This is a genomic window from Methanolobus sp. WCC5, assembly GCF_045690325.1.
Classification (GTDB): Archaea; Halobacteriota; Methanosarcinia; order Methanosarcinales; family Methanosarcinaceae; genus Methanolobus.
The window spans coordinates 2,340,374-2,364,061 of record NZ_CP146981.1 but is presented as its reverse complement, the minus strand read 5'-3'; the positions used below and the strand labels follow the sequence as shown (position 1 = coordinate 2,364,061).

25 protein-coding genes are annotated in these 23,688 nt (G+C 44.1%); 11 read left to right on the top strand and 14 right to left on the bottom strand.

All coding sequences use genetic code 11. The features are described from left to right. Positions 1–7 precede the first annotated feature (7 nt). Complete coding sequence (locus V7O64_RS11525; protein ID WP_407355532.1) at positions 8–871, top strand: geranylgeranylglycerol-phosphate geranylgeranyltransferase; 864 nt, start codon at positions 8–10, stop codon at positions 869–871. Positions 872–873: 2 nt separating this feature from the next. Here V7O64_RS11525 and V7O64_RS11520 read toward each other — a convergent pair whose 3' ends face one another. From V7O64_RS11520 to V7O64_RS11495, 6 genes are all read right to left on the bottom strand, one after another. Further along, positions 874–2,088, bottom strand: coding sequence for a methionine adenosyltransferase (locus tag V7O64_RS11520; protein WP_407355531.1), 1,215 nt, complete (start codon positions 2,086–2,088; stop codon positions 874–876). A gap of 121 nt (positions 2,089–2,209) precedes the next feature. Further along, positions 2,210–2,914, bottom strand: a complete 705-nt coding sequence (locus V7O64_RS11515) for an RNA ligase partner protein (RefSeq protein ID WP_407355530.1) — start codon at positions 2,912–2,914, stop codon at positions 2,210–2,212. Positions 2,915–2,993: 79 nt separating this feature from the next. Continuing rightward, the gene (locus V7O64_RS11510) at positions 2,994–3,266 is read right to left on the bottom strand and encodes a hypothetical protein (RefSeq protein ID WP_407355529.1); all 273 of its coding nucleotides are present in this window, start codon (positions 3,264–3,266) and stop codon (positions 2,994–2,996) included. A gap of 23 nt (positions 3,267–3,289) precedes the next feature. Beyond that, positions 3,290–4,045, bottom strand: a complete 756-nt coding sequence (locus V7O64_RS11505; protein WP_407355528.1) for a hypothetical protein — start codon at positions 4,043–4,045, stop codon at positions 3,290–3,292. Continuing rightward, complete coding sequence (locus V7O64_RS11500; protein ID WP_407355527.1) at positions 4,032–5,045, bottom strand: hypothetical protein; 1,014 nt, start codon at positions 5,043–5,045, stop codon at positions 4,032–4,034. The genes V7O64_RS11505 and V7O64_RS11500 overlap by 14 nt, the downstream gene beginning before the upstream one ends. Positions 5,046–5,313: 268 nt before the next feature. After that, positions 5,314–5,901 (bottom strand): hypothetical protein, encoded by a 588-nt coding sequence (locus V7O64_RS11495; RefSeq protein WP_407355526.1) that lies wholly within the window; start codon positions 5,899–5,901, stop codon positions 5,314–5,316. Positions 5,902–6,140: 239 nt separating this feature from the next. Here V7O64_RS11495 and V7O64_RS11490 point away from each other — a divergent pair, with 239 nt between their 5' ends. Continuing rightward, positions 6,141–7,709 carry a transposase gene (locus tag V7O64_RS11490; RefSeq protein ID WP_407355124.1) on the top strand — a complete coding sequence of 523 codons (1,569 nt, stop codon included), beginning with the start codon at positions 6,141–6,143 and terminating at the stop codon, positions 7,707–7,709. Between the two features lie 86 nt (positions 7,710–7,795). On the opposite strand, the gene V7O64_RS11485 is transcribed toward V7O64_RS11490, so the two are convergent. After that, a complete protein-coding gene (locus V7O64_RS11485; RefSeq protein WP_407357333.1) occupies positions 7,796–8,698 on the bottom strand; it encodes an RHS repeat-associated core domain-containing protein in 903 nt (300 codons plus the stop codon). Between the two features lie 25 nt (positions 8,699–8,723). Here V7O64_RS11485 and V7O64_RS11480 point away from each other — a divergent pair, with 25 nt between their 5' ends. Both V7O64_RS11480 and V7O64_RS11475 read left to right on the top strand, forming a co-directional pair. After that, positions 8,724–8,960, top strand: a complete 237-nt coding sequence (locus V7O64_RS11480) for a hypothetical protein (RefSeq protein ID WP_292464156.1) — start codon at positions 8,724–8,726, stop codon at positions 8,958–8,960. Then, the gene (locus V7O64_RS11475; RefSeq protein WP_407355525.1) at positions 8,960–9,223 is read left to right on the top strand and encodes a type II toxin-antitoxin system RelE family toxin; all 264 of its coding nucleotides are present in this window, start codon (positions 8,960–8,962) and stop codon (positions 9,221–9,223) included. The genes V7O64_RS11480 and V7O64_RS11475 overlap by 1 nt, the downstream gene beginning before the upstream one ends. 67 nt (positions 9,224–9,290) lie before the next feature. Here the strand turns inward: V7O64_RS11475 and V7O64_RS11470 are convergent, their stop codons facing one another. The 3 genes from V7O64_RS11470 to V7O64_RS11460 all read right to left on the bottom strand — a co-directional run bounded on the left by V7O64_RS11470 (position 9,291) and on the right by V7O64_RS11460 (position 12,570). Continuing rightward, positions 9,291–9,479 (bottom strand): hypothetical protein, encoded by a 189-nt coding sequence (locus tag V7O64_RS11470; protein WP_407355524.1) that lies wholly within the window; start codon positions 9,477–9,479, stop codon positions 9,291–9,293. Beyond that, positions 9,476–11,713, bottom strand: a complete 2,238-nt coding sequence (locus V7O64_RS11465) for a CDC48 family AAA ATPase (RefSeq protein ID WP_407355523.1) — start codon at positions 11,711–11,713, stop codon at positions 9,476–9,478. The genes V7O64_RS11470 and V7O64_RS11465 overlap by 4 nt, the downstream gene beginning before the upstream one ends. A 158-nt stretch (positions 11,714–11,871) precedes the next feature. Beyond that, entirely contained in the window at positions 11,872–12,570 is a 699-nt protein-coding gene (locus V7O64_RS11460) for a (5-formylfuran-3-yl)methyl phosphate synthase (protein WP_407355522.1), read from the bottom strand. Between the two features lie 45 nt (positions 12,571–12,615). Here V7O64_RS11460 and V7O64_RS11455 point away from each other — a divergent pair, with 45 nt between their 5' ends. Then, complete coding sequence (locus tag V7O64_RS11455) at positions 12,616–13,326, top strand: HisA/HisF-related TIM barrel protein (protein WP_407355521.1); 711 nt, start codon at positions 12,616–12,618, stop codon at positions 13,324–13,326. A gap of 29 nt (positions 13,327–13,355) precedes the next feature. After that, positions 13,356–13,598, top strand: coding sequence for a hypothetical protein (locus V7O64_RS11450; protein WP_407355520.1), 243 nt, complete (start codon positions 13,356–13,358; stop codon positions 13,596–13,598). Between the two features lie 46 nt (positions 13,599–13,644). Here the strand turns inward: V7O64_RS11450 and tmk are convergent, their stop codons facing one another. After that, positions 13,645–14,259: a dTMP kinase gene (gene tmk / locus V7O64_RS11445; RefSeq protein ID WP_407357332.1), complete on the bottom strand. Its 615-nt coding sequence runs from the start codon at positions 14,257–14,259 to the stop codon at positions 13,645–13,647. A 69-nt stretch (positions 14,260–14,328) separates the two neighbouring features. Continuing rightward, a complete protein-coding gene (locus V7O64_RS11440) occupies positions 14,329–14,457 on the bottom strand; it encodes a hypothetical protein (RefSeq protein ID WP_407355519.1) in 129 nt (42 codons plus the stop codon). A 110-nt stretch (positions 14,458–14,567) separates the two neighbouring features. Between V7O64_RS11440 and V7O64_RS11435 the strand changes: the two genes are divergently transcribed. Both V7O64_RS11435 and polX read left to right on the top strand, forming a co-directional pair. Then, a complete protein-coding gene (locus V7O64_RS11435) occupies positions 14,568–15,239 on the top strand; it encodes a DUF166 domain-containing protein (RefSeq protein ID WP_407355518.1) in 672 nt (223 codons plus the stop codon). 12 nt (positions 15,240–15,251) lie between these two features. Continuing rightward, the gene (gene polX / locus V7O64_RS11430) at positions 15,252–16,982 is read left to right on the top strand and encodes a DNA polymerase/3'-5' exonuclease PolX (protein WP_407355517.1); all 1,731 of its coding nucleotides are present in this window, start codon (positions 15,252–15,254) and stop codon (positions 16,980–16,982) included. Positions 16,983–17,462: 480 nt separating this feature from the next. On the opposite strand, the gene V7O64_RS11425 is transcribed toward polX, so the two are convergent. Next, positions 17,463–18,899: a methanogenesis marker 14 protein gene (locus V7O64_RS11425; protein WP_407355516.1), complete on the bottom strand. Its 1,437-nt coding sequence runs from the start codon at positions 18,897–18,899 to the stop codon at positions 17,463–17,465. A gap of 9 nt (positions 18,900–18,908) precedes the next feature. Further along, on the bottom strand, positions 18,909–19,301 hold the full coding sequence (trxA, locus tag V7O64_RS11420; protein ID WP_407355515.1) for a thioredoxin: 393 nt from the start codon (positions 19,299–19,301) through the stop codon (positions 18,909–18,911). 239 nt (positions 19,302–19,540) lie between these two features. Here trxA and V7O64_RS11415 point away from each other — a divergent pair, with 239 nt between their 5' ends. From V7O64_RS11415 to V7O64_RS11405, 3 genes are all read left to right on the top strand, one after another. Continuing rightward, positions 19,541–20,563, top strand: coding sequence for a restriction endonuclease (locus V7O64_RS11415; protein ID WP_407355514.1), 1,023 nt, complete (start codon positions 19,541–19,543; stop codon positions 20,561–20,563). A gap of 91 nt (positions 20,564–20,654) precedes the next feature. Further along, positions 20,655–20,870: a heavy-metal-associated domain-containing protein gene (locus V7O64_RS11410; protein ID WP_407355513.1), complete on the top strand. Its 216-nt coding sequence runs from the start codon at positions 20,655–20,657 to the stop codon at positions 20,868–20,870. Between the two features lie 32 nt (positions 20,871–20,902). Continuing rightward, entirely contained in the window at positions 20,903–23,683 is a 2,781-nt protein-coding gene (locus tag V7O64_RS11405; protein WP_407355512.1) for a heavy metal translocating P-type ATPase, read from the top strand. Positions 23,684–23,688: the final 5 nt, after the last annotated feature.

Sequence of the window (23,688 nt, the reverse complement as noted above, 5' to 3'; positions counted from 1 at the left end):
TGGATCCATGCAGACATATCTGAGACTGATGCGCCAGGGCAATTGCCTGATGGCTGCTATTGCTGCGGTTATTGGGGTCTTTATCGCATATAATATAGTTACTGCCAACATCCCTGACCAGAGTTCATATCCAATCCTGTTCCCGGTAATCGATGCTTTGAAAGTAGCCCTTGTAGTATTTCTGGTAACCGGAGCAGGAAACGCTATCAATGATTATTTTGATATTGAAATAGACAGAATAAACAAACCCCAAAGACCTATTCCTTCGGGAAAGATCGGTCTTAGGACAGCATTGTATTTCTCTCTGGCACTCTTTTTTGCCGGTACGGTCCTGGCCCTCTCAATTAATCTGATATGCGGTACCATTGCCCTTGTAAATTCCCTCCTTCTCATATATTATGCAAGCACTCTTAAACGCACTCCGCTCCTGGGAAACATTGCCGTGGGTTACCTTACAGGCTCTACATTCCTTTTCGGAGGAGCTGTATTCTATGCGAACGGCGGTATAAATGGAGTATTTGTGCTTTTCCTCCTGGCAACCCTGGCAACTCTGGCCCGGGAGATCGTCAAGGACATAGAGGACATTAAAGGAGACCGTGAAGACGGCGCACGCACGCTGCCTATTATCATCGGACAAAAAAAAGCTGCCTATGTCGCATCATTCACAGGGCTTGTTGCAGTAATTGCAAGCCCTCTACCATACCTGCAGTCGTTAATGAGCATACGCTACCTGTTCCTGGTGGGCATTGCAGACATAATCTTTGCAGTTGCTGTTTATCATATATTGGTGAAGGATGACCCCACCGGATCCTCAAGGATGTTTAAGATGGCAATGGCCTTCGCACTGATATCATTCATTGCAGGAACCTGATCTCAGCAGACAGGTATCATGCCCCTGGCAAGCTGCATGCAGAAATCCCGGATATGCTCAAGTTCAAGGTCAATGACCTCTACAACTTCTTTTTCCACAGATGCCACTGTTCCTTTCTCCATTATTATCTGGGCGGCAGCGACCTTGGGTCTGTCGATGGGAACGCCTATATCGCTCAGAAGCCACACATATGCTTCTTTCACATCAGGTACCTTACTTACGATCTTTCCTGCAATGTGATGGGAAAGCACGTTGTATATCTTACCCACGTGGCTAACCGGATTCTTACCCGCCGCTGCCTCACTGCTTACAGGCCGGTTCAGAGGGATTATGCCATTAACACGGTTTCCACGGCCAACCTGCCCACAGTCCGCATCTTCGGCAGAAGTTCCAGTGACGCTTGTGTAAATACCATCCATCCCACGACCCGCAGCATCAAGATTATTGAACGAAATGGATGCATTCATGCAAACATCTTTCTCTTCCATATAACCGGTCAGGAATCCGTTCATTGCTCCAAAGATATCCTTTTTCATATTGAAGTAATGTTGTTCAGAATCCACAAAGGAATCAATAAGAGGCATGGCAACTGTGAGGTCAAGTTTATTGCCTCTTCTCACCCCCATGACCTTTACATCCTCTCCTGATTCAGGATACTCCTCCTTAAAGGTGGGAGAGTTAAGATGTTTTTCCATATCCAGTACAGCCTTCTCGGTGAAAGATAGAGGGGCATAGCCCACTGCTGCTGAGGTGTCATTGGAGCCAAGTATGCCCTTTTGCCTGCGGAAGATGTCGGTCAGCTCTGCAGAACCATGTTTAAGCTCGACCTGGTATTCAACGAAGTCCGGTTTTACAAAACGCAGCTTCTCATCAAACCACCTTTTTGCAGTGTCCATTGCTATATTGGCAACATCTATATCGATATCTTCCGACCTGAAGGTTGCACGGTCACCAATTACAAGGAGCATGGGTTCAACTACGACACCTCCGCCAAAGATACCTGCTGTCTCTCCTGCAACAAGCAGGCATTTATCTATATTGTGATGGAGAATGGCATCGAACCTCTCAATATATTCGGTGCACAGGTCCACAGATATCCTGTCCATGATAGCATCGCATATGCTGTCAGGATGACCCAGACCCTTTCTCTCCACTATCTCAAGATGCTGCTCAGGTGCGCTTGAAGACCTGAATCCCTCTACTGTGATGTTTCTCAATTTACCACTCCCATGATAATATTTTATTGAAAACAATAACAGTATATCAATCAATAAATGATACTTACCATGTTGAATTATGTTATTGTTGAATAGTGTTATGACAATAGCCGGTTAATAACTATTCCTTTTCAGACCTATCCTTCACATATGAGTCAGCATGCTTTAGATACTCCTGCAGTATCATTGGAAACGTATTTGCAGGTACAAACCTTACGCCAAGTTCCTCTGCCCATTTCTGTATCCCGAAATCGCTGGCTACGACCGCAGCATCCAGTTCCTTTGCAAGTATGAGCACATCAATGTCAGGAGCACTATCCAGAATGCCATAACGCAGGGCTGAACGGTATTTGTTCCTGAATTTGCCGATCTGACCACCGATAACCCGTCGCTCAATATCGAAATCTATATCTTTTTTCGTCTGTGCCTTCGTATCGATGAGCAGGCATTCAGTAGCAGCGTCCCAGATGGTTTCCTCGGCAATGACCATTCCCTTGTTGATACGTTCACGCATATGTGATACATATTCATGGAAGACCTTGGATGGTATCTGTACATTGTACCGGTCAGGAGCTTTCTTCACAAGCCAGGTATCGATCTTTGCAATGACCTCTGTATCACAGCTGTTGTTCTTGGCAAACTCCTGGAGTTCATTGTATACAGAAGGGAACGGCACATAACAGCTGATCCCAAGGTTTAGCCTGGAACTGGCTATCAGCCCAAGCACTTCCTTCATCCCCTCACATAAGCCATCCATTCCCAGCCTCTCCCTTGCCTGCAGATCGGTCAGAGCAGTAGTATCCAGAACAAAACGCTGTCTTAGCATGTGATTACCTTCATAGATGAACAGTTTATCGGGCCTGGCCCACATATATAAAAGGGCAGAATAAGCTTAAGTATTTTTGCTAGTCACCTACAAGACTCTCGTTGGCGAGCAAAGTGGTACTGCCCAGGTGATCCGAGAGATACCACTCCATGCCTTTGGCTGTCTGCCTGGCAATGCGCTCATCGTCGCGGAAGAAGTAGCTGGTTGTTGTGCCGTTCTCGATCTCGTAGAACTGGTTGACATAGTAGGTGAATTCCCCGGCAGAGTTCTGCTTTTTGACCCGCCTGTCGTTTCCGTCGTACCAGTACTTTTCTGCAAGGGTATTGTTGCCGCAATGACGGACCTCGCTCAACTGTCACTTGTACTTTCATGATTTCATTGAACCAAAGACAATAGTTGCTTTATTGTAGCTTCGGCAGTATTTTGCGAAAATCTGCCATATTTTTCGAGTCCTTCATTTGTTTCATATGCGGTGCGCAAGGATCGTTCAAGGAAAGGATACTTTTTTAGCAGCTCACCAAACACATATATATCCAGTTCTCTGCCACCGTGACCGGGATCGAGTAGTGCAAGGACATCCGCCCTGTCCTTTACAAGTTTTCCACTTTCCCACAGAGAATCATCGCTTAGTTCATTCTCGATCCTGTACTGCCGGTCCCATATGGCTTTCAGTTTCAGGATGATCAATGTTTCCCGGTTTGGAACGGCTATCTCAATACCGCCACGGATTGTTCTCATTTCAGTCTTTCCTTCAATGATGCGAAAATCCAGAGAAATGTCATCAATTCCTTCAAAGGGAAAGGGTTTCTGCCAGGTAGCAAAGTCGATGATCACCGGTCCAGCGTCGGTCATTTTCTGGACACTTGTGGATATGCCGGGAAGTCTGTAGGGCTTAAAGTCCCTATTTTCTCTCAGATGGTACATTATGCTCTTGCGTATCCTGCTGCTTGTGATAAGGTCGATATCGATAGACCCGAACCACGGGTTATAGGAATCGACTGCCCAGCCACCGATGAGCACGGTATTCGGGTTTTTGATATCATCATTCTTTTCATGGATATGCCGGATAATTTCATTTAATTCTTCCAGAGAAAGAGCAATTATCCTTTGTGTGGGTTCATATTGTGGCATAGACCGACACCAACTGCTTTGTCATATCCATTGCAGAGTAGCCCATTCCTGCCAGGTCGAGCAGTGTCTGGGAAGGAGATACTATCCTGATACCTTCCTTTCCACGGGCATCCCGGAAAACGTCCCTGTCAATACGGTATATGTATGCCAGGACTCCCTTATCAGAATCGGACGCGAACAGTTCCCTGAAGTAACCGAGGTGTTCTTCCTTTATATAGAGATATACGGCATCATGACGTACCCCATAACCTGTATACAGTGATGCGGCGGTATAGGATGTGAACCCGAAGGGTATATCTTTCTGGTTTTCAAAGGCCGATGTTATTTCTTTTGCGGCTGTCGTGGATTCTTTAAAACAGACTCGTATCTTGTCGATCATGAGATTGGAGAACGGACGTTCCCAGGCAATGCCATTCAGGAGCTTGTTGACATCGGAGATGCTGACATGACCATTATCCTGACTGATGATGTTCTGCTGCATGAGTGCCCGGACGGTTTTGTGTGCCCAGCCGTAGGATACGTTTTCCATTAGAGAGAGTTGCCTTATTGATGTCTTTTTCTCCTTCAGCAGACGGGATACTACTTTCCAGGATTTCTCAGATGTAATCCTGTGTCCGGCAGATGTGTACTGTTCCCTGCTTTCAGAGATAAATGACCGGGGAAGCTTTATTGTGCTTATGCCCAGTTTTTCCATTAGCTCTTCTTCCATCTTCGGGATGTATTTCGCAGCAACTACAAGTGCAACCTGTTTTCCATTCCCTTTCTCTCGTTGCCATAGCTCACGGAAGAGATTCAGCCGCGATATCACGTCAAACGTTACTCTGGACTTTATTGCGATGACATAGAGCATGTCTCCTTCTTCCAGTATCATATCGGGACTGAAAGGCAAATCGTTCAGGTAAGTTCCTGATCCAATGAGTCCTGCACCCACAGGAATACCCAGATGATCCATGATGTACGTACGGGTATCGTCCTGTTCTTCTCCACTTTGTTGTGTCATTCTTGTTATCTCTATATAGTGATAACTATATATAAGTATCAGTGATAGGTATCATTGATTGGTGATATGTAGATAGATGTATCAGTGATAACTTTGAAGAGGTCTGAGGGTGGATGTCAGGAGTGTATCCGTACTTTTGGCTGTCTGCTTGGCTACACGTTCGTCGTCGCGGAAGAAGTAGCTGATTGCCGGAATGAAGGACCTCGCTTAACTGGTTTGCGTCGTTGATGACTGGAGCAGTGATTATGCCTGGATTAATTTTATCCACTCAGTATCTCTCAGACAGCAATTCCTTCTCTTTTTTGCGAATGAATTCTTCAAAATCCTTTCTGTATTTCTGTGTATCCGGGTGTGAATTGAGTTTCTTGCCCTTGCGCTTAAAAATAATGTAATACATTGGCCAAATAAATAGGAAAAGGAAACTGGGAAAAGCTAAGGTAAAACAATATCGGTGCCATGGGGAATCTGCGGGACATATAATCCATGCAAAATATGTTGAAGCAAGAAAAACTATTAAAAGATATACAAGACCAAGCAGATGCCATCTTTTAAAGCCAAGGCCTACATACCACATTATTTTGGTTGTAGCTCCTTCATCTGCAAAAGTTATGTTCACAGAGTCAAAAAACACATGCTTATTTTCCTTTTTCTTATAAGTATGCACACTAATTTTTGAAATCCCATATACATTATCTATTTTCACCAATGGATCGTAATCTTCAAAGATGATATCATCTGCTGTCTCTCTAGCAAGTCTTATTTTTTTGTGACTCATTGTCCTGTAAAAATTACAGATGGTGTACACTAGTTTGTCTTTTGGGATTTTGGTCGTGAGCTCGAAAACTGGTTCATCCATCTGATCACCTTTTAAACATGGCTATCATTTCTGTTCATTAGTGGTTGACGACTTGTATATATTACCTCCTGAATAAATTCTTTACTGATTTGAGCCTTAACCATTTACTCTAAAATCTCTTTTATAGCCAATTAATACATTATAATGTATTTATTCATAATAAATTTACTATATTTGACTTTAAAAACGAAATTGAACACTAATAGAAAGGATTATGCCTAATTAAAGCATTATTTAAGTTGTTACCCAAAAATAAGCTCTATATAGGCATAACCATGTTTACAATAATCTCTAAAGAATATAAAATTTATGCATTACAATTCAATGATTTTCCTCAAATATCGAGCAACATAAAAATTAGTTTGAAAACTCTAAAAGGGCAGAAAATATATCAGAAATTGTTTGGCAAATTCGCAAAACCAATTGCAAAAGCACTTAAATATAGATCATTTTATTTAGATCAATCTTTTTTAAGCGATTATTCACAACCAATTGAGAATAAAGAATCAAGAGATTCCATCATCGACCAATTCTTACACAATCCGGAAAAATTTAAAATATCTGTTGTAAGTGCAGATGTGAAAAGTAAAAAATGCAGACTTGCATCAAACCGGCGCTTGTTGCATATATTCCAAAGAATGATCACTGATTTTTCACGAGAAAATATCAATATTATCAAAAACAAAATCAAATTGCCATATAAAAAGCTTCCAAGAACCACGAATAATTATGTCGAAGGTAATGAAGATATACCTTTAAACCAAATAATGGCCTTTAATTCTTATGGAAACTTCAAAGGATATTTGAATCATCTTTTTGTCTTAAACCCTTCTGTTGATGAATTTTATGATTCTATTCAAAAGGATATGGCATACAAACCACAATCAGAAGTTTTGAATATGAGAAACATTGTTAAATTGGAAATTGCAAGATGTAAACTTGCTTATCCTAATATTGAAGGCTTTATAAGAGATTATAATCAAAATAGAACAATGAAAAAGGAAATAGGAATTCACAACAATGACATTTTATCATTATCATCTTACAGAAGAGGTTTAGATAAGGTTTCAGTCCATCTTTTGAAATATGCACAACTATTGATCCAGGAATGCAGAGAGCTGGGATTGATCGCTGATAAGATATGGACATGGGATAGACGTTTTATCAAATGTAATTGCAATGGAGTTAAAAATAGATCAACAGGTCTGACTTCAGATCCTGATTCTGGAAAATATGTGAAAAGATCAGGAGCATATAATATATTGTCAGGAACTGGATACACTGATACTTGTATTGTAGATTCCTTATTTGGATTGCCAGTATATTGGGATGCAGTTGATGCAAGTAAAAATGATAATACTGTATTTCAGGAAACGGTTCGAAACTTTGAATTACCAGAGTCAAGAAGGCCAATTATTCTATTGGCAGATGCAGGTCCAGATAGCTATAGATCAAATATTGAAGTCATTAATCGGGGGATAATTCCAGTAATAGCTGCAAGATCCAATAGTGTGGGAAATATTCTGAAAAGTGATAGGGGTAACCATTTCAGAGCAGATTTCATTCCAAGAAAATATCATCCTCTTCTTCAAAAAATATATGACATAAGGACTACAGTCGAACGTAAGAACTCATTTGAAGTTGTTGGGTATAATCGCTCAAAAACGCTGACTAGAGGCATAGAAGCTGCAAGGATGTTTGTGACCATAGGCAACATTGCTGCATTATTGACAGCATTAACTGCTTTCAAAGTACAAAGAAATGATCTTATAAGATCACAAAGTGCTTTTAGAAAATTCGAATTTTAAGTCATTAAAAGCAAATTTTAAGGAAAAGAAAGGATAAAAGAGATTTATTGTTAAATTAAAGAGTAAAGAGCATTAATGGTTAAGGCTCATTTTATTATTGTATCCTTGGTTTTACTTATATAGGTTGAAATTGAGTTTGTAGCTGTGCTTACAGTGGTTGAAATTGAATTTGTAGCTTTACTTACAGTAATTGAAATTGAATCCTTGGAGTTACTTGCAGAAGTTGAAATTGAATCCTTGGTGCTACTTCCCCAATTTAATGCATCGCCTAGTCTTGTTCCGCCAATGGTATTTTCTTCAACCGTAGCATCTACAGTAGTATCAAGATAGTTGATTCCTCGTGACACTGCGAAAAAAGCTCCGTCCGTAGAAGCATATAATGCAAGATCGGCGGTGCTAACAGATAGGCCTTTTCTATATACTTTAAGGCCACCTATAACTCCTTCCGCCTTTACTCCTTCTTTTGCAGCATTCATCAATTTTTTCTGTTTACCAAGTTTGAGGACTAATTTAGCTGCTCCTCCTCCAGAAACTGGCAATGTAAGAGCTATATTGACCATTAATTTTTTTGTGCTCACGTCGGGATCACGCTTATTCCAAGCTATTGCAGTCTGTACCAAGTCATAGTAAGACCATGCGGTCAGAAGAACCAAGCCAGCACCAACTAATGCTGCTGCAACCTGTGGTATATGCCCGCTCGGATCAGTATACTTCACCGGATTATTCAGCGCATAAGCATACCTGTTCAGAGCCTGTGGATTATACGGGTCCGGCAGCATCGTATCCGGCTGCACAAACACCCTATACTCAGGTGAGTAGTAGCGTGCACCATAGTACATCAACCCGGTATCAATATCATTCTCCTGGCCGGTAAATCCATACTTCTCCAATCCACCGGACTGCACCTGGCCGTACGGGAAGTATTCGGTGCTTTCGGCCTCAAAGAAGCAGCTATAGAATAGATAATATGTTTTTGAAAATTGATTTATAGTATACCATATTATACTGTAGTATATGACTGCAGCTACAACTATAAAAATAGACCCCCGCCTGAAAGATAGCCTTGATAAACTAAAATTGTTCCCCAGGGAAACATATAATGAAGTGGTTTCCCGCCTTGTGGATATGGCATACGACCAGGAGCCTCTGAGTGATGAGACCATCAGCAGGATAGAAGAGGCACTGGAAGACTTCAAACGTGGAAGATATTACACACAGGAAGAAGTAGAGGCTGAACTGGGGCTTCGGTGATGTACTCGATCCTCTATTCTCACGCTGCACTGAAAGACCTTAAGGGTATTCCCCAGGACGTTGCGGAAAAAGTAGTAAAATCGATCAAAGAGATCAGTGAAAATCCGAAAACACACGTCAAAAAACTCAAAGGATCTCCGAACACCCCACTTTACTCCCTGAGGGTTGGAGACTATCGTGTCATTATGAGTATTGAAGGAGAGAAACTGGTCATTTTTGTTATTGAAGTGGGACATAGGAGTAAAATCTACCGTAAGTATTGATTAAGGACAGATTCTTTGAAATACACGAGGGTGTATGGGGGCAGACTTTAAGCTGTTTTTTCTTTAATCAGTCCAGACCGCCGGACTGTACCTGACCGTATGAATAGTACTCGGTGCGCTCTACCTCAAGACCACTTTCGTTAATCAGCAAAGTGGTACTGCCGAGGTGATCTGACAGATACCACTCCATGTCTGCGGCTGTCTGCCTGATATGTGCACCGTTAACAATTGCATTGCCCTGGGTATTGAATTTCACTGATATGCCCGCTCATCCTCTCCCAGACTTTTTTCCTCCTCATTTGCAGCGTACCTGGCAAAGGCTTCAGCCGCCTGTTCGTAGAAACTCATGGCGCTGCGGGAAGTGGTTGGTTTGACGCGTTTTTTGGCTTTGTGGAAATGCCGGGCTGTGACTTTCAAAACGGCGGCTCTTTCCATGGCTTCCTCAGAGCTCATACCGGGTGTGATCACCTCACGCAGAGCCAGCATTGAGGCTTCACGGCAGATGGATTCGATGTCTGCACCCACATAACCTTCGGTCAGCTCTGCAAGTTCATGGAGATCCACATCAGGTGCAAGAGGCTTATCTGCCAGATGGATCCTGAAGATCTTTTCACGTCCCGGCCTGTCCGGCGGACGTACGTATATAAGACGGTCAAAGCGCCCCGGTCGAAGCAGGGCAGGATCAACAATATCCGGCCGATTGGTGGCTGCGATGATCACAACATCCTTCAGTTCCTCCACTCCGTCTATCTCGGTGAGTATCTGGCTTACCACACGCTCGGTTGTATGTGCATCTATGCTTGAACCACGTTCTGAAGCCATTGAATCGATCTCATCGAAGAAAACAATGGTCGGAGCTGCCTGTTTTGCTTTACGGAAGGTCTCACGCACAGCCCTCTCGGACTCTCCGACATAACGACTGAGAAGTTCGGGACCCTTTATACTGATGAAATTGGCCTCACTCTCCGTTGCCACAGCCTTTGCAAGCATTGTTTTACCGGTTCCCGGAGGACCGAACAACATGATCCCGCGAGGTGGCTTGGTACTGACCACATCAAACAGGTCCGGATATTTCAGGGGCCACTCCACAGCTTCAACCAACTCCTGTTTGGCAGCCTCCAGCCCGCCGATATCCTCCCAGCTTACATGTGGCACTTCCACAAAGACCTCTCTCATGGCAGAAGGTTCTATGTTCTTCAGCGCCTCATCAAAATCCTTCCTGACAACCTCCAGCTTTTCCATGAACTCCGGCGGTATCTCATCCTCAACATCATCGATCTTAAGCTCAGGAAGCAAGCGCCTCAGTGCATGCATTGCAGCCTCCTTGCACAAAGATGAAAGATCTGCTCCCACAAAACCATGGGTCGTGGCTGCAATTTCCTTCAGCTCCAGTCCCTCCTCCAGAGGCATGCCCCTTGTATGCACATAAAGGATCTGCAGCCTGCCCGCAGAATCCGGGATACCTACCTCTATTTCCCTGTCAAACCTGCCTCCCCGGCGCAGTGCCTCATCTATGGAATTGGGACGGTTTGTGGCAGCGATAACTATGACCTTACCCCTTGAAGCAAGGCCGTCCATCAGGGAAAGCAACTGGGCAACGATCCTGCGCTCCATTTCCCCGATTACCTCATCACGCTTTGGAGCGATCGAATCGATCTCATCGATAAATATGATAGAAGGAGCGTTGCGCTGGGCTTCCTCGAATATCTCCCGCAGCTTCTGCTCGCTCTCCCCGTAATACTTGGACACGATCTCCGGACCGCTGACGGATATGAAATTGGCATCTGTCTCACTTGCCACAGCCCTTGCTATCATGGTCTTGCCGGTACCTGGAGGTCCAAACAACAACACTCCCTTTGGCGGATCGATGCCAAGCTTGTTGAACAGTTCCGGATGTTTCAGCGGAAGCTCGATCATCTCGCGCACAAGCCCCAGTTCCCGCTGAAGACCACCGATATCCTCATAAGTGACCTGACCTGCAGTAGTTTCGGCGATAGCAGCTTTTTCACGAAGCTGTATCTGGGTGTTACGGCTCACAACCACCGGACCGGATGGTTTGGTGGAAAGCACAACAAAAGAAATGGGATTGTTTACCGTCTCTACACGGATGTTCTGTCCCTTTGCAACCGGACGGCCTTCAAGTATCCTTAAAATGAAACGTGCCCCTCCGACAAGATGAGTCTCCCGGGTAGGAGCAAGGGTCACAGAATCCGCCTCGACTATCTGAACCTTGCGAAGAGTGACCTTTTCATCAATACCCACCCTTGCATTGTTGCGCAGGTTCCCGTCAATACGTACAAGATCCTTACCTGCATCTTCAACATAACCGGGCCAGACCACAGCATAGCATTTTTCCTTGCCCTTTATCTCGATGATGTCACCGCTTATGGCACCTATCTGTTGCATAAGAGTCTTATCAAGCCTGGCAATTCCCCTGCCTGCATCCCGGGGATAAGCCTGACCAACGCTGACGGTGATCTCTTCAGTCAAGTTGCATCACCATTATATCCCATCTTATGGTATCAATAGTCTTCATTTGCAATATATTGAGCAGGCCTATGATTTAATATTTTGGAATTTCAGGGATAATAAAAGAAAAAATGTCAACGTTACAGGAACTGACAAAAATATGACCAGATGCGATCAGATCACATCTCATTCTTCAACTTCTCGACAAGTTCTGCCTTGATGACGGACGTCCTGTCACCGCCGCAGACCATGCCGCGCACACCGATGATATCAGGCTGGATGCGCTTGAGTACCGGGAGATCCTCGAACTTGAGGGTTCCGGCAAGTGCGGACAGAAGTCCCTGCTCACGGATAGCTGTTGTGAACTGTGTGAGCTCTTCCTCGGTCATGAACTCAAAGGTTGAGCGGCCGTCCTTGATACCGGTGTCCACCATAACAACATCAACACCTGCCTTAGCGCCGATAGCTGGAAGGAGTTGAGGATTAATGGAATTGATACGTTCATAATCAGAGTAACCTGATGCGACAACCTTCTTTTCAGGATCCATATCCTTTACGGCCTTTGTGATATTTACAAGCATCTCCAGCGCCTGCTCCTCGGTCTGGACATCATAGAGCCCCACCTTTATATAATGGGCACCGGCTGTTGCCGCACCCAGGGCCGCAAGAGAAGCAGTTCCAGGTTTGAAATTGAAATCACCTATCGTGGCGCTGATGGGTTTTTCCGAATTGATGGCTTCTTTCACCGATCGTATGACCCACGGGAAATTAGCACCCAGGGAACCTTCTTTAGGGTTTTTCACATCAATGATGTCAGCACCTCCTTTGTGTGCTGCAATTGCCTCTTCAGGGCTGATCGGACTGACAAGTAATTTCATAGTATTGACCTCTTTTTTATAGCATGACAGATGTATCAATTATATATGTTTCGTATCATTTTCGTTCTTGATATATTCAACCGTACCGTAGTTCATGCGCAGGGTGGTACACGCAGTGAGTACAAGCCCATACATTTCTCCAGCCATATATGCAATACCTCTGATGCCGTGAGGATAGTCGACACTGTAAAACCGGCAGAGGTATACATCGCAGATCTCAATCTTCTTGAGAATATCGGCAAGAGGGAAAAGAACTTTGATATAATACAGAACGTTGCCGGAAAAGCAAAAGTGATGCTTGACCCTGGTGTTACGACAGTTTCCGAAACAGAGGATGTAATGGAGATAGTGAACTCAGTTGTCCTTGGAACAGAGACCGCATCCCTTGATACGATAGAGCAGGTAAGTTCCCTGTATCCCGGCAGGGTGAATGTCAGCATTGACAAGAGGAAGGGAAAGATACTGACAAACGATCCTTCCATGCCGGAAGACCCTTTTATGATAGTCGAACTTTTAAATGATTATGAACTTGACGACATAATCATCCTGGACCTTGACAGGGTCGGGACATCAAGTGGTGTGGATTCACAATTCTTAAGTAAGATAGTTGATATCTCAGACCACAATATACTGCTCGGTGGCGGTGTACGCAATGTGGAGGACATCGAAGCATTGGAAGAGATCGGTGTAAAAGGAGCGCTCGTGGCAACTGCATTGCATAACGGCTCAATACCCCTCCGAATGGTTCAGCAATGAGTTAATAATGATATAATACCGGTGTGATCATGGCAGACAAGGAAGAAACAGAACAGATAATAGATGTGGGCGAAGACTATGCAGAGATAAAGATGGGAGGCGGCTGGTTCCTTACAATCACCCTCGCCTCAAGTGAAAAATACGAGAAAGAATACATAGAGATCGCCAAGGAAAGAGGCGGACAGAAAAGGGGACGTTTCAATCTCAATCCCAAATACGCCCGTGTGCTTGGTGAGGCACTTATCAGGTTCTCTGACGAGAACGGGTTATAACCTCATTTTACTTTATTTCTTTTTTTATCCATATTCTTCTGCACAGTTATTCCTGCAGGATACCAGTCAGGGAAAAGATGGCATCCAGAACATCCTTTTCAACAATATCCACCGGCCTGTCAGTACCTATCACCAGGAACCTTTCAGGATCTTCTTTTGCCAGACGCAGGTAATTGGACCTTACTTCCCTGAGAAAGTCGGTTTTCTCAAATTTGGTCTGAGCACCACGGTTCCCGCATCTTTCAACTGCAATTTCCGGGTCAATATCAAAAAGTATTGTCAAATCCGGAACTATTGTCCAGCCTTCGTGTATGCCCTGTATCCATCTGAGAGGGTCCGCAAAGCGGCCTTTAAGTGTCACGGCCTGGTAGGCATAACGGCTTCCGGAATATCGGTCTGATATGACATTTTTTCCACTCTCAAGAGTCGGGACAATAAGTTTGGAGATATGCTCGGCATGGTCTGCTGTGAAAAGCAAAAGCTCTGCAAGGTCATCGGTATCCGAATGTATCGCCCGGTTCACTGCCTCACCTATCCATCCGGTAGTTGGCTCCCTTGTGAAAATAAATTCAGAGAACTTCGGATTAGAATTCAGACGGGCAGTTATCGTTGATTTCCCACAACCGTCTATACCTTCCAGTGTAATGAGCTTTCCTTTCATTGACATCAACACTGAAAGTAAATGGATACTATTTAGATTATTTGTTCCGGGATAACAGTGAGATCTTGATCAGGTTCTGGAGACGTTCTCGCTGCCGCACTGGGGACACATGACCGGGAAAAGGTCAGGATTCTCCATAAATATGAATTCACAGGTATCGCATCTGAAATATACTTTCGTGGGATCATAGTCGTCCATAATAGCACCTCAAACAAACAATATATTTAATGATAAATATACTATATGGTTGCATATATTATCCCGGCAGGCATATATGCAAAGCAAAATAACCCTGAGAAGGATAATCAATGACAACGATTGGAGTGATCACCCGGGGAAAATATGGGAAACGTCTGATAGAGACCATCATTTCCAGGACAAGAATGCAGGTGCTCTATACTGACTTACCTCAGATACTACCTGACCTTATTGACGAGCCTGAAGAGTTTCTGGAGGAACTTGACATAGACGATTCTGTTTTCAGAGCTGACATCGTTGTCACATATTCACTACATCCCGATCTTACAGTGGCAATAGCGCACCGGGCAGGAAAAGCAGGTGTTAAAGCCCTTATAGTTCCCGGAGGAGTCTCAAAGGCACCGGTTGTGGAACTCGAGAGGATCTCCGAACAATATGGCATGCTCATTGAAGTCGAGGAAATATGCTGCACACTTAAGGAAAAACCGGAAACTAAAGATCTTTGTTCCTGTCTTTCAACCCCTGTACTTAAGATCGATACCGACAAAGGATTAATAGGGTCTGTGGAGGTATTATGCGGGGCTCCATGTGGAAGTACCTGGCATATGGCAAGGGAACTTGTGGGGACTAAGGTAGAAGATGCACCTGCCAGGGCCGGCCTTCTGATACAACAATATCCATGCAGAGCCGTCAGGGGAAACACCGGAGGCATCCACCAATCCGGGGAAATACACAAAAAAGCTGTGGAAGAAGCCCTTAAAAAGAAACTTGAAAAGAGCTGAATATGGTGGGACATGGATAACGTTCAGATAGCCGAGATGTTCAGCCGGATGGCAAAACTTCTGGAATTCAAAGGTGAGAACCCTTTCAAGATCAGAGCCTACGTAAATGCTGCACGAAGCATAAAGGGATTGGATGAAGAGCTGGCAGTATTGTACACCAGTGGAAATATGGACAGCATTCCCGGGGTAGGGGAGGCACTTCAAAGCAAGATTGCTGAAATGCTTGAGACCGGTACATTTGAAGCTTATGAAAGAACTACAGGGGAAGTACCTACCGGTATCATAGACATTATGGATGTTCCCGGAATAGGACCTAAAATGGCAAGGCTCTTTTACGAAAAACTTGGCATAACATCAATTGATGAACTCAGCAAAGCAGCCAGAGAGCACCGGATACGAAGGCTTCCGAGAATGGGAGAGAAGCAGGAAGATAAGATCCTCCGGGCTGTCATGAGATTACAGCAGGACAAAGACCATGGGCGACATCCAATTGTAATTGCAGGGGAGATTGCCAGGGAAATAAAGCAGGAACTGTCTTCAAATCCACATATTGGATCTGTTGTCATAGCCGGGAGCCTGCGCAGAAAGATGGATACTGTGGGTGACATTGATCTTATAGCTGTTTCCAGTGAACCGGAAAAGGCAGTGATCTCTTTTACAGGCCTTTCAAAGGTCAAAGAGATAATTCAGGCCGGCACTTCAAAAGCTTCTGTCATATATGCAGGGAACATAAACGTAGACCTCAGGATTGTCGAGAAAGAATGTTTTGGTTCCATGCTGCAGCATTTCACAGGTTCCAGGGAACACAATATACATCTAAGGAAACTTGCCCTCTCCAGAGGTTACAGCCTGAATGAATACGGTTTCACGGATCTGAGCAGTGACAAAAAGACCTTATGCAGTAAGGAAAAAGAAGTATACGATTTCCTGGGACTCGAATACTTTCCCCCGGAGCTTCGTGAAGACAGGGGGGAGATAGAAGCCAGCCTGACAACAAACCTTCCACAATTGATAACTAAAGAGGACATCAAAGGTGACCTGCACGTCCATTCCAACTGGAGTGACGGGATAAATTCCATGGAAGAGCTTGTACAGGCTGCAATACAGAGAGGATATGAATACATTGCAATTACCGATCATTCACCATCCACGGGAATTGCCAACGGTTTATCTGAAAGAAGGCTCCTTGAACATATAGAAGAGATAGAACATCTTCAGGACAGATATGATGATATAAGGATACTTTCCGGAACCGAATGTGATATACGTGCTGACGGGAAGCTTGATTACAGTAATGACATCCTTAAGAGACTTGATGTTGTCATAGTGGCTGTTCATGCAGGGCTTGAGCAGGACAGGAACAAAATGACAAAAAGGATTGTTGCTGCGCTTGAGAACGAACATGTGGATATACTTGCCCATCCCACGGGAAGGAAGTTTGGGAAACGTCCTGCATATGATGTGGACATGGACAGGATAATTGCCGTAGCAAAGGAAAACAGAAAAGTCCTTGAGATAAATTCCTCTCCATGGAGACTTGACCTTAATGATATCAATGCAAGGAAAGCAAAAGATCATGGAGTTATGCTTGCCATCAACACAGATACGCATGCTATCGAGCATTTTAACAACATTGCCTATGGGATAGATGTTGCAAGAAGGAGCTGGATAGAGCCGGAGGATGTGCTTAATGCCATGAAACTGAAAGAATTATGTGCGTGGCTGGGTCTTATGAAGGAATAATATTACAAGTCCGATGAAAAATTAATATTATACGGCTAAAATCCACATTCATATACAATAACTGCGATTAAAGATCAAGAGAGAGACTTATCCCGGGGTAAAAAAGCAAAAAATATAAATTCCTGTGATGTAGATTAAAATTTAATAATTACAAAAAAGAGGTAGGATTACTTAAAATTGAAAGTTCATCAGGCTATGTTTTCGAGTATATGGACGCTTTATGCTTTGCCGGTAGTTAAACGCATCATTCATGATCGGTTATGAGGTGCAATTTTGAAAAATACAAAACCCAACAGGCATGACAGATATGTGAAAAGACATGAAATAGAGTTCCAGAAAGAGATGAAAAGACAGCAAAAAAGACGAGCATGATCTTACCGCTTTTTTGGATCGGATGAAAATGTTTATTTATGGCAGGAAGAACCTGCCAATTCTTATTATCAGGTTTTTATCACTGATTTTTGTCACTTATTCTGTAACTCACTTATTCTGTAACTTTATGCGTTGCCCAAGTATGCATTTTCCTCCCCTGTGTCCTCCAAGGGGGTTGAAAGTGGTTCCAAGGGAATTCATGCACCTTGCCATAACGGCGGCACCGCGTGCAAGACCGTCATCCACAAAGACAACATTCTCATCGATCCTGTGATTGATCCCCAGCTCATGCAGATATTTCAGTATGAGCTTTGGCTTGTTACCGGTTATACCTGCCCTGCCTGTGACACCGATGGAAGTGTCCTCATAGACAAGACCTTCATCCTGTGCAACTTTCACAAGACGCTGCACCACCCGTGCCATGACCTCGTCAATAATAGCAAACAATACCCTCATGTTGTATTTTTCATAAACCTCGCCACCCAGTGATGAGAGTTTGTCCATATCAGAACCGTTATCCCCCACATCACAACCAATGAGAACTACATTTATAGCATCTGCAGCCTCTGAATTTACAGGTACGCTGCCATATCTTTTACGGCCTTTGGGTACTTTTTCCACAACAATGTAATTCAACATCTTCTCCGCATATTCCCTGATAATCTTCCCCTTAAGCATCAGGGTTAGCCCGTCAAGTGACCTGTTGTCAAAAACATCGAGAGCAGTACCTTTTTTACCATCAACAAGACCTGTGCCCTTGATAATTGCATCCGGGATTGCACCTGCATAACCACAGAAATTCCCGATGGTCCTTGCATAGGGTAGGTCCGGACTTATGATCCTGCCATCAAGTGTCGTACCGAAGTCCATGGAAATACATGGATTGCGGAAATCCACATCCACCCATTTTGCACCTTCCTTTATTCCGGCTGTTGCAAGTTCACCTTCCATCTCATTGGCAACGATCTCAACACCAGTTGAACCCGTTGGAGGGGTCACACTTGCTACTGCACCGTCAAATATTACCTTTTCAAGTTTGGAGTATTTCCGGAAGCGGTCCGGGATATTGGAAATAGACATTGGAGGAGTCATACGGTTTGGCGGCACACCCGCCATCAGACAGCCATCTGCAAGTGCTTTGATGAATTCACCAACCTCATCAGGAGAGTCAAAGCCCGCTACAACACCAGTGGACCTGACAACAAAATGAATATCGGTTTTGATGTCCAGATTTGCCTCTTTCACGGCTCCCAGAAGAGTGTCCCTTACCAGTTCACCAACCGACTCCCTGGTCAGTTCAACACCGTTAAGCGTCCTTCCAAAGATAACTTCACCTGGTTTTGGAGGACGCACATCCCGTGTCATACTAACAGTTTTCTTAATGAGCCGGGTCTTTCCATCTTCAAGGTTTGTAGCAGTAAGTATACATTTGGTAGTAGTATTACCGACCTCTACCGATGCCACGATGAAATAGGATTTTGATTTGTCCTTAAGGTCAAGTAAACGAACCGAAGGGCTTTCTGCGATTCTGGGTTTGTGTGCCATTTTATTCCCTCACATATAAGGCTGGAGTTTTTGGACGATATTCTGTTTTGGAACAGCGCCTATTAAACTGTCAACGAATTTTCCTTCCCTGAATATGAGCATTGCGGGAATACTGCTTATCCCAAAGGATACTGCAGTCATTTTTTCCTCGTCTACGTTCAACTTGCCAAAAACCACTTTCCCCCGCATCTCCAAAGCCAGCTCATCAAGAACAGGAGAGAGCATTCTGCAGGGGCCACACCATGGCGCCCAGCAGTCCACCAGAACAAGAGGATATTTTGATATGAGCTCATCAAACGAAGCATCGGTAACTGTCACCGGACTTGCTGGATAATCTTTTTGCTCAAAAGACCTTCTGATTTCCTGCATCCTTTTTTCCCTGATAGATTCTAACTCATCCATTGGATTCACCCTTTGTATTAATATTATAGTTATATTAAATTATGTTAACCTTGGCATAGATATTTAGCAGTTGACATAACTTGACAGATATATACTATTTCTCCTTGGTTTCTTCCTAATCTGTTCTTAACGCATTTAATTGTTTGCATGGTTGTGCAATAACTGAGCACTACCATATGATATCAAACAAAATCAGGGAAAAACTATTAACTTAAAAATAACAGATAAAAACAGATAAAATGAAAAAATGGACAATCGATATCCTGCATGAAATTGATCCTAAAGATTTTGAGACGCTGCTTTCAGGACTTTTTTCTAAAATAGGCTACAAGACAGAACTTACTCAATACTCCAGGGACAGAGGAATTGATATTGTAATTATGATAGAGAACTTCGGACTCTCACACACCTGGCTGGTGCAGGCAAAGAGATATTCAGGTCCGGTGGGAGTAAAGGAAGTAAGGGAATATAGCAGTCTGCGATACAGGGACCGTGTGGATGGAGTGATAATGGTAACAACTTCATCTTTTACAAAAGAAGCGATCGAGGAAGCTGCAGAACATAACCTTAAACTCATAGATGGGAAACTTCTTGTGGAAATGCTTAACCATTACCTGCCTGATGCATGCATTGATCCAGTATATATACCGGAAATACGTGCTGAAAGAGAAATGAAAGAAATAGGCAATGGTACTATATTAAAAAGAGGAGAAAGGCTGCTTGCAAATGAAGTCGTGATGATAGGCAGCGAGAAATTTACCATGACCCTGACAAACAGGAACATCTTCCTGAAAAAGGAAAGTTCAGGGCTTTTTCCAAAACGTTTGGATATTGAGGAGCGCATCGACATAAAAGAAATACTTGGCATACATTGCGAACCTGACAGGCTCATAATGATAACAGGTAAAAAGAAGCTCACAATGTATCCCATCAGCTGCGGAAAGCTTGCCCTGATTAAAGAGACACTTAAGACCCTTCGCCCCGAATACCTTAAAGGTGAATACCTTACACTGTCATCAAGAAACCGTGGGCAGATAATAATGCTTACTAACAGACGTGTAATTGTTGCTGATCTGACACAAGGTATAAGATATGAGATAAGCAACAGTAAAATCGTTGGTGTTGAAATTAAAGGAGGATTTCTCAAAAAAGACAGCTTGATAATCACCGAAGATACAGAAAAAATGACAAAACATCAACTTGATGTCGATGCTCCTCTCAGATGGAAAGAAATGATAGAACAATGCGTTAGAACCTGCTGAACTTCACGGGTACTTCACAAGCGTGAAAACTATATAATTGACGGACCAAATGAATAGCAAATCCTTTAACAGTATTCCCGGGAGAAAAACAATGGTTACAGAAACAATAAATATAGAAGGTATGATGTGCGGTCACTGTCAGGCAAACGTGGAAAAGTCCATAGCTGCAATAAAGGGGGTCAGCGAAGTGAAGGTGGATCTGGCAGCAAAAACAGCTACTATCAATTTCGATCCTGCGATTGCAAATCTTGATTCCATAAAGAAAGCAGTAACTGACGCAGGATATGAAGTGATCAGAGAGCAGTAAGGGAAGGTTCGTTGTCCTAATTTACAGGCAAAATGAAAGCAGAAATCAGAATCTTTGGCATGACCTGTGAGCATTGCCACAAGCGTGTAACAGATGCCATATCATCCCTTGAAGGTGTGACATCCGTGGAAGTCAGCCTTGAAGAGGAGAAAGCAGCAGTGGAGTTCAATGCAGACAGGATAAGCATTGATGATATTAAAAAAGCAGTCACATATGCCGGATACGAAGTTGGGGAAGAAATCTGTTCGGTTCCTGACACTGACGAAGGGGAGAATGCGTGTCCCATTGTAATTGATGATGACGGGATAACTGATGTAACGATAACTGAGCCTGGTTCTGTTAAGAATATTGTTTTCAGGATATCAGGGATGCAGTGCTCTGCGTGTGCACAGAACATAGAAAAAGCACTCAACAAACTTGATGGTGTGATATCTGCCTCCGTTAACCTGCCTATGGAAAGGGCAGCTGTGGATTTTAACCCGGCACATATCACACCCCAAGAGATGGAAAAAACCATCGAAGGGATCGGTTATCATATTGTAAGGGACCGTGCCGTGCTTGAGATAGGAGGGATGAAATGTGCAGCCTGCTCCCGGAATGTGGAGAAGGTACTCAGAAAAGTCAAAGGAGTAAGTTCTGCAAATGTGAACATTACTACAGGAAAGGCAATTGTAGAGTACAATTCATCCCTTGTCACAGCAGAGGTTATGAAAAAAGCCATCGAAAGGATAGGATATTCAGCATCGCTTCCTGCAAGCCGGTCTGAAACACAGGACAGGGAAAGAATGGAAAGGGAGCGTGAGATCAGGGAGCAGAGGAACAACCTGCTCATTTCGATTGCAGTAATGATCCCTGTTATGCTCGGGCACATGAAAATGATGTTTCCCGGATATTTCGCTTTTGTGCCGGAACTCTTCCTGGACAGGAACATGCTTTTCCTGCTCACTACAATTGTGATGGTCTTCCCGGGAAGACAATTCTTCGTTGGGACTTACCGTGGCCTGAAACATGGGGTCACAGATATGAACCTGTTGATTGCCACAGGAACCGGAGCGGCCTATGCTATCAGCATTGCGGCAAGCTACCTGGACCTTGGACCCGGCTACGAGCACCTGTACTACGACACTGCGGTCATGCTTATCGCTTTCATAGTACTTGGAAGATACCTTGAGGCAAGAGCAAAGGGCAGGACATCGGAATCTATAAAAAAGCTTATCGGCCTGCAGGCGAAAACGGCTCGTATAATCGCAGACGGACGGGAAAAGGAAGTTCCTGTGGAAGAGGTACAGGTGGACGACATAGTCTTTGTGAGACCGGGAGAGAAGGTGCCTGTTGATGGTGTTGTCATCGAAGGTTCCTCTGCAATGGACGAGTCAATGATAACCGGTGAGAGCATCCCCGTGGAAAAGAATGTTGGAGATATGGTCATCGGCTCAACCCTCAACCGGTCAGGTGCAATCAAGTTCAGGGCAACCAACGTTGGAGCTGACACTGCCCTTGCAAGGATAATCGAACTTGTGGAAAATGCACAGACTTCAAAGGCACCGATACAGCGTATAGCTGATGTTGTTGCAGGTCATTTCATCCTGGCAGTACATGTTATCGCCCTGGCAGCATTCTTCTTCTGGTATTTCATCGGCTACGAGAAATTCAATGTTGTAATTAATTCGGGAATGGCAAGTCCGTTCCTATTCTCACTACTCATCTCAATTACGGTTCTTGTGATATCCTGCCCCTGTGCTGTGGGACTGGCAACACCTGCCGCCATTATGGTAGGTACAGGCAAAGGTGCAGAGAACGGAATACTTATCAAAGGCGGAGAAGCCCTTGAGAGGACACTGAAAATAGATACCATTGTGTTTGACAAGACAGGGACCCTCACAAAAGGAAAGCCCGAACTTACTGACATCCTGCTGACCCCTGATGTAAAGATGGATAGTGATGTAATGCTTTCCATGGCTGCAAGTGCGGAAAAAGGTTCTGAGCACCCTCTGGGTGAGGCAATCGTGAAGACTGCTGAAGAGAAAGGGCTTGAAATAAGGGATCCGCAAAACTTCAGGTCCATTGCAGGGCATGGTATCGAAGCTACTATTGATGGCAATCGGATACTTCTGGGAACCCGCAAACTCATGGAAGACAATGAAGTTGACATCTCATCGTTAACCCGGAACATGGAAAGCCTTGAAGCAGAAGGCAAGACCGCCATGATAGTTGCGAAGGAAGGACATGCCGTCGGCCTGGTTGCCGTTGCAGATACGCTCAAAGAGAACTCTCAGGAAGCCGTGAAAAAGCTGCAGGATATGGGAATTGAGGTCATGATGATAACCGGGGACAACAAAAGGACAGCTGATGCGATTGCAGCACAGCTTGGTATTGACAGGGTACTGGCAGAAGTACTCCCTGGTGATAAGGCTTCCGAGATAATGAAGCTGCAGAATGAGGGCAGGATAGTTGCAATGGTGGGAGATGGCATCAATGATGCTCCAGCACTTACACAATCAGATATAGGAATTGCAATGGGAGCGGGCACGGATGTTGCAATGGAGTCTGCACAGATAGTCCTTATAAAGAACGATCTTCGGGATGTGCTGGCATCCATAAGACTCAGCCGGCTTACAATGAACAAGATAAAACAGAACCTTTTCTGGGCATTCGGCTACAACAGCATCGGCATACCACTTGCAGCAGGAATACTTTATCCATTCGTCACAAAGATCGTCATCAGCCCCGAGCTGGCCGCGGCTTTTATGGCCATGAGCTCGGTATCCGTCACAACGAACTCACTGCTCATGAAAAGGAGCAGGATAAAATAAGAAAG

Coding starts and splice junctions, on each gene's coding strand:
- V7O64_RS11525 (WP_407355532.1), top strand. CDS start 8: ATGCAGACATATCTGAGACTGATGCGCCAGGGCAATTGCCTGATGGCT.
- V7O64_RS11515 (WP_407355530.1), bottom strand. CDS start 2,914: ATGCTAAGACAGCGTTTTGTTCTGGATACTACTGCTCTGACCGATCTG.
- V7O64_RS11505 (WP_407355528.1), bottom strand. CDS start 4,045: ATGCCACAATATGAACCCACACAAAGGATAATTGCTCTTTCTCTGGAA.
- V7O64_RS11500 (WP_407355527.1), bottom strand. CDS start 5,045: ATGACACAACAAAGTGGAGAAGAACAGGACGATACCCGTACGTACATC.
- V7O64_RS11495 (WP_407355526.1), bottom strand. CDS start 5,901: ATGGATGAACCAGTTTTCGAGCTCACGACCAAAATCCCAAAAGACAAA.
- V7O64_RS11480 (WP_292464156.1), top strand. CDS start 8,724: ATGACTGCAGCTACAACTATAAAAATAGACCCCCGCCTGAAAGATAGC.
- V7O64_RS11475 (WP_407355525.1), top strand. CDS start 8,960: ATGTACTCGATCCTCTATTCTCACGCTGCACTGAAAGACCTTAAGGGT.
- V7O64_RS11460 (WP_407355522.1), bottom strand. CDS start 12,570: ATGAAATTACTTGTCAGTCCGATCAGCCCTGAAGAGGCAATTGCAGCA.
- V7O64_RS11455 (WP_407355521.1), top strand. CDS start 12,616: ATGTTTCGTATCATTTTCGTTCTTGATATATTCAACCGTACCGTAGTT.
- V7O64_RS11450 (WP_407355520.1), top strand. CDS start 13,356: ATGGCAGACAAGGAAGAAACAGAACAGATAATAGATGTGGGCGAAGAC.
- tmk (WP_407357332.1), bottom strand. CDS start 14,259: ATGAAAGGAAAGCTCATTACACTGGAAGGTATAGACGGTTGTGGGAAA.
- V7O64_RS11440 (WP_407355519.1), bottom strand. CDS start 14,457: ATGGACGACTATGATCCCACGAAAGTATATTTCAGATGCGATACCTGT.
- V7O64_RS11435 (WP_407355518.1), top strand. CDS start 14,568: ATGACAACGATTGGAGTGATCACCCGGGGAAAATATGGGAAACGTCTG.
- polX (WP_407355517.1), top strand. CDS start 15,252: ATGGATAACGTTCAGATAGCCGAGATGTTCAGCCGGATGGCAAAACTT.
- V7O64_RS11425 (WP_407355516.1), bottom strand. CDS start 18,899: ATGGCACACAAACCCAGAATCGCAGAAAGCCCTTCGGTTCGTTTACTT.
- trxA (WP_407355515.1), bottom strand. CDS start 19,301: ATGGATGAGTTAGAATCTATCAGGGAAAAAAGGATGCAGGAAATCAGA.
- V7O64_RS11415 (WP_407355514.1), top strand. CDS start 19,541: ATGAAAAAATGGACAATCGATATCCTGCATGAAATTGATCCTAAAGAT.
- V7O64_RS11410 (WP_407355513.1), top strand. CDS start 20,655: ATGGTTACAGAAACAATAAATATAGAAGGTATGATGTGCGGTCACTGT.
- V7O64_RS11405 (WP_407355512.1), top strand. CDS start 20,903: ATGAAAGCAGAAATCAGAATCTTTGGCATGACCTGTGAGCATTGCCAC.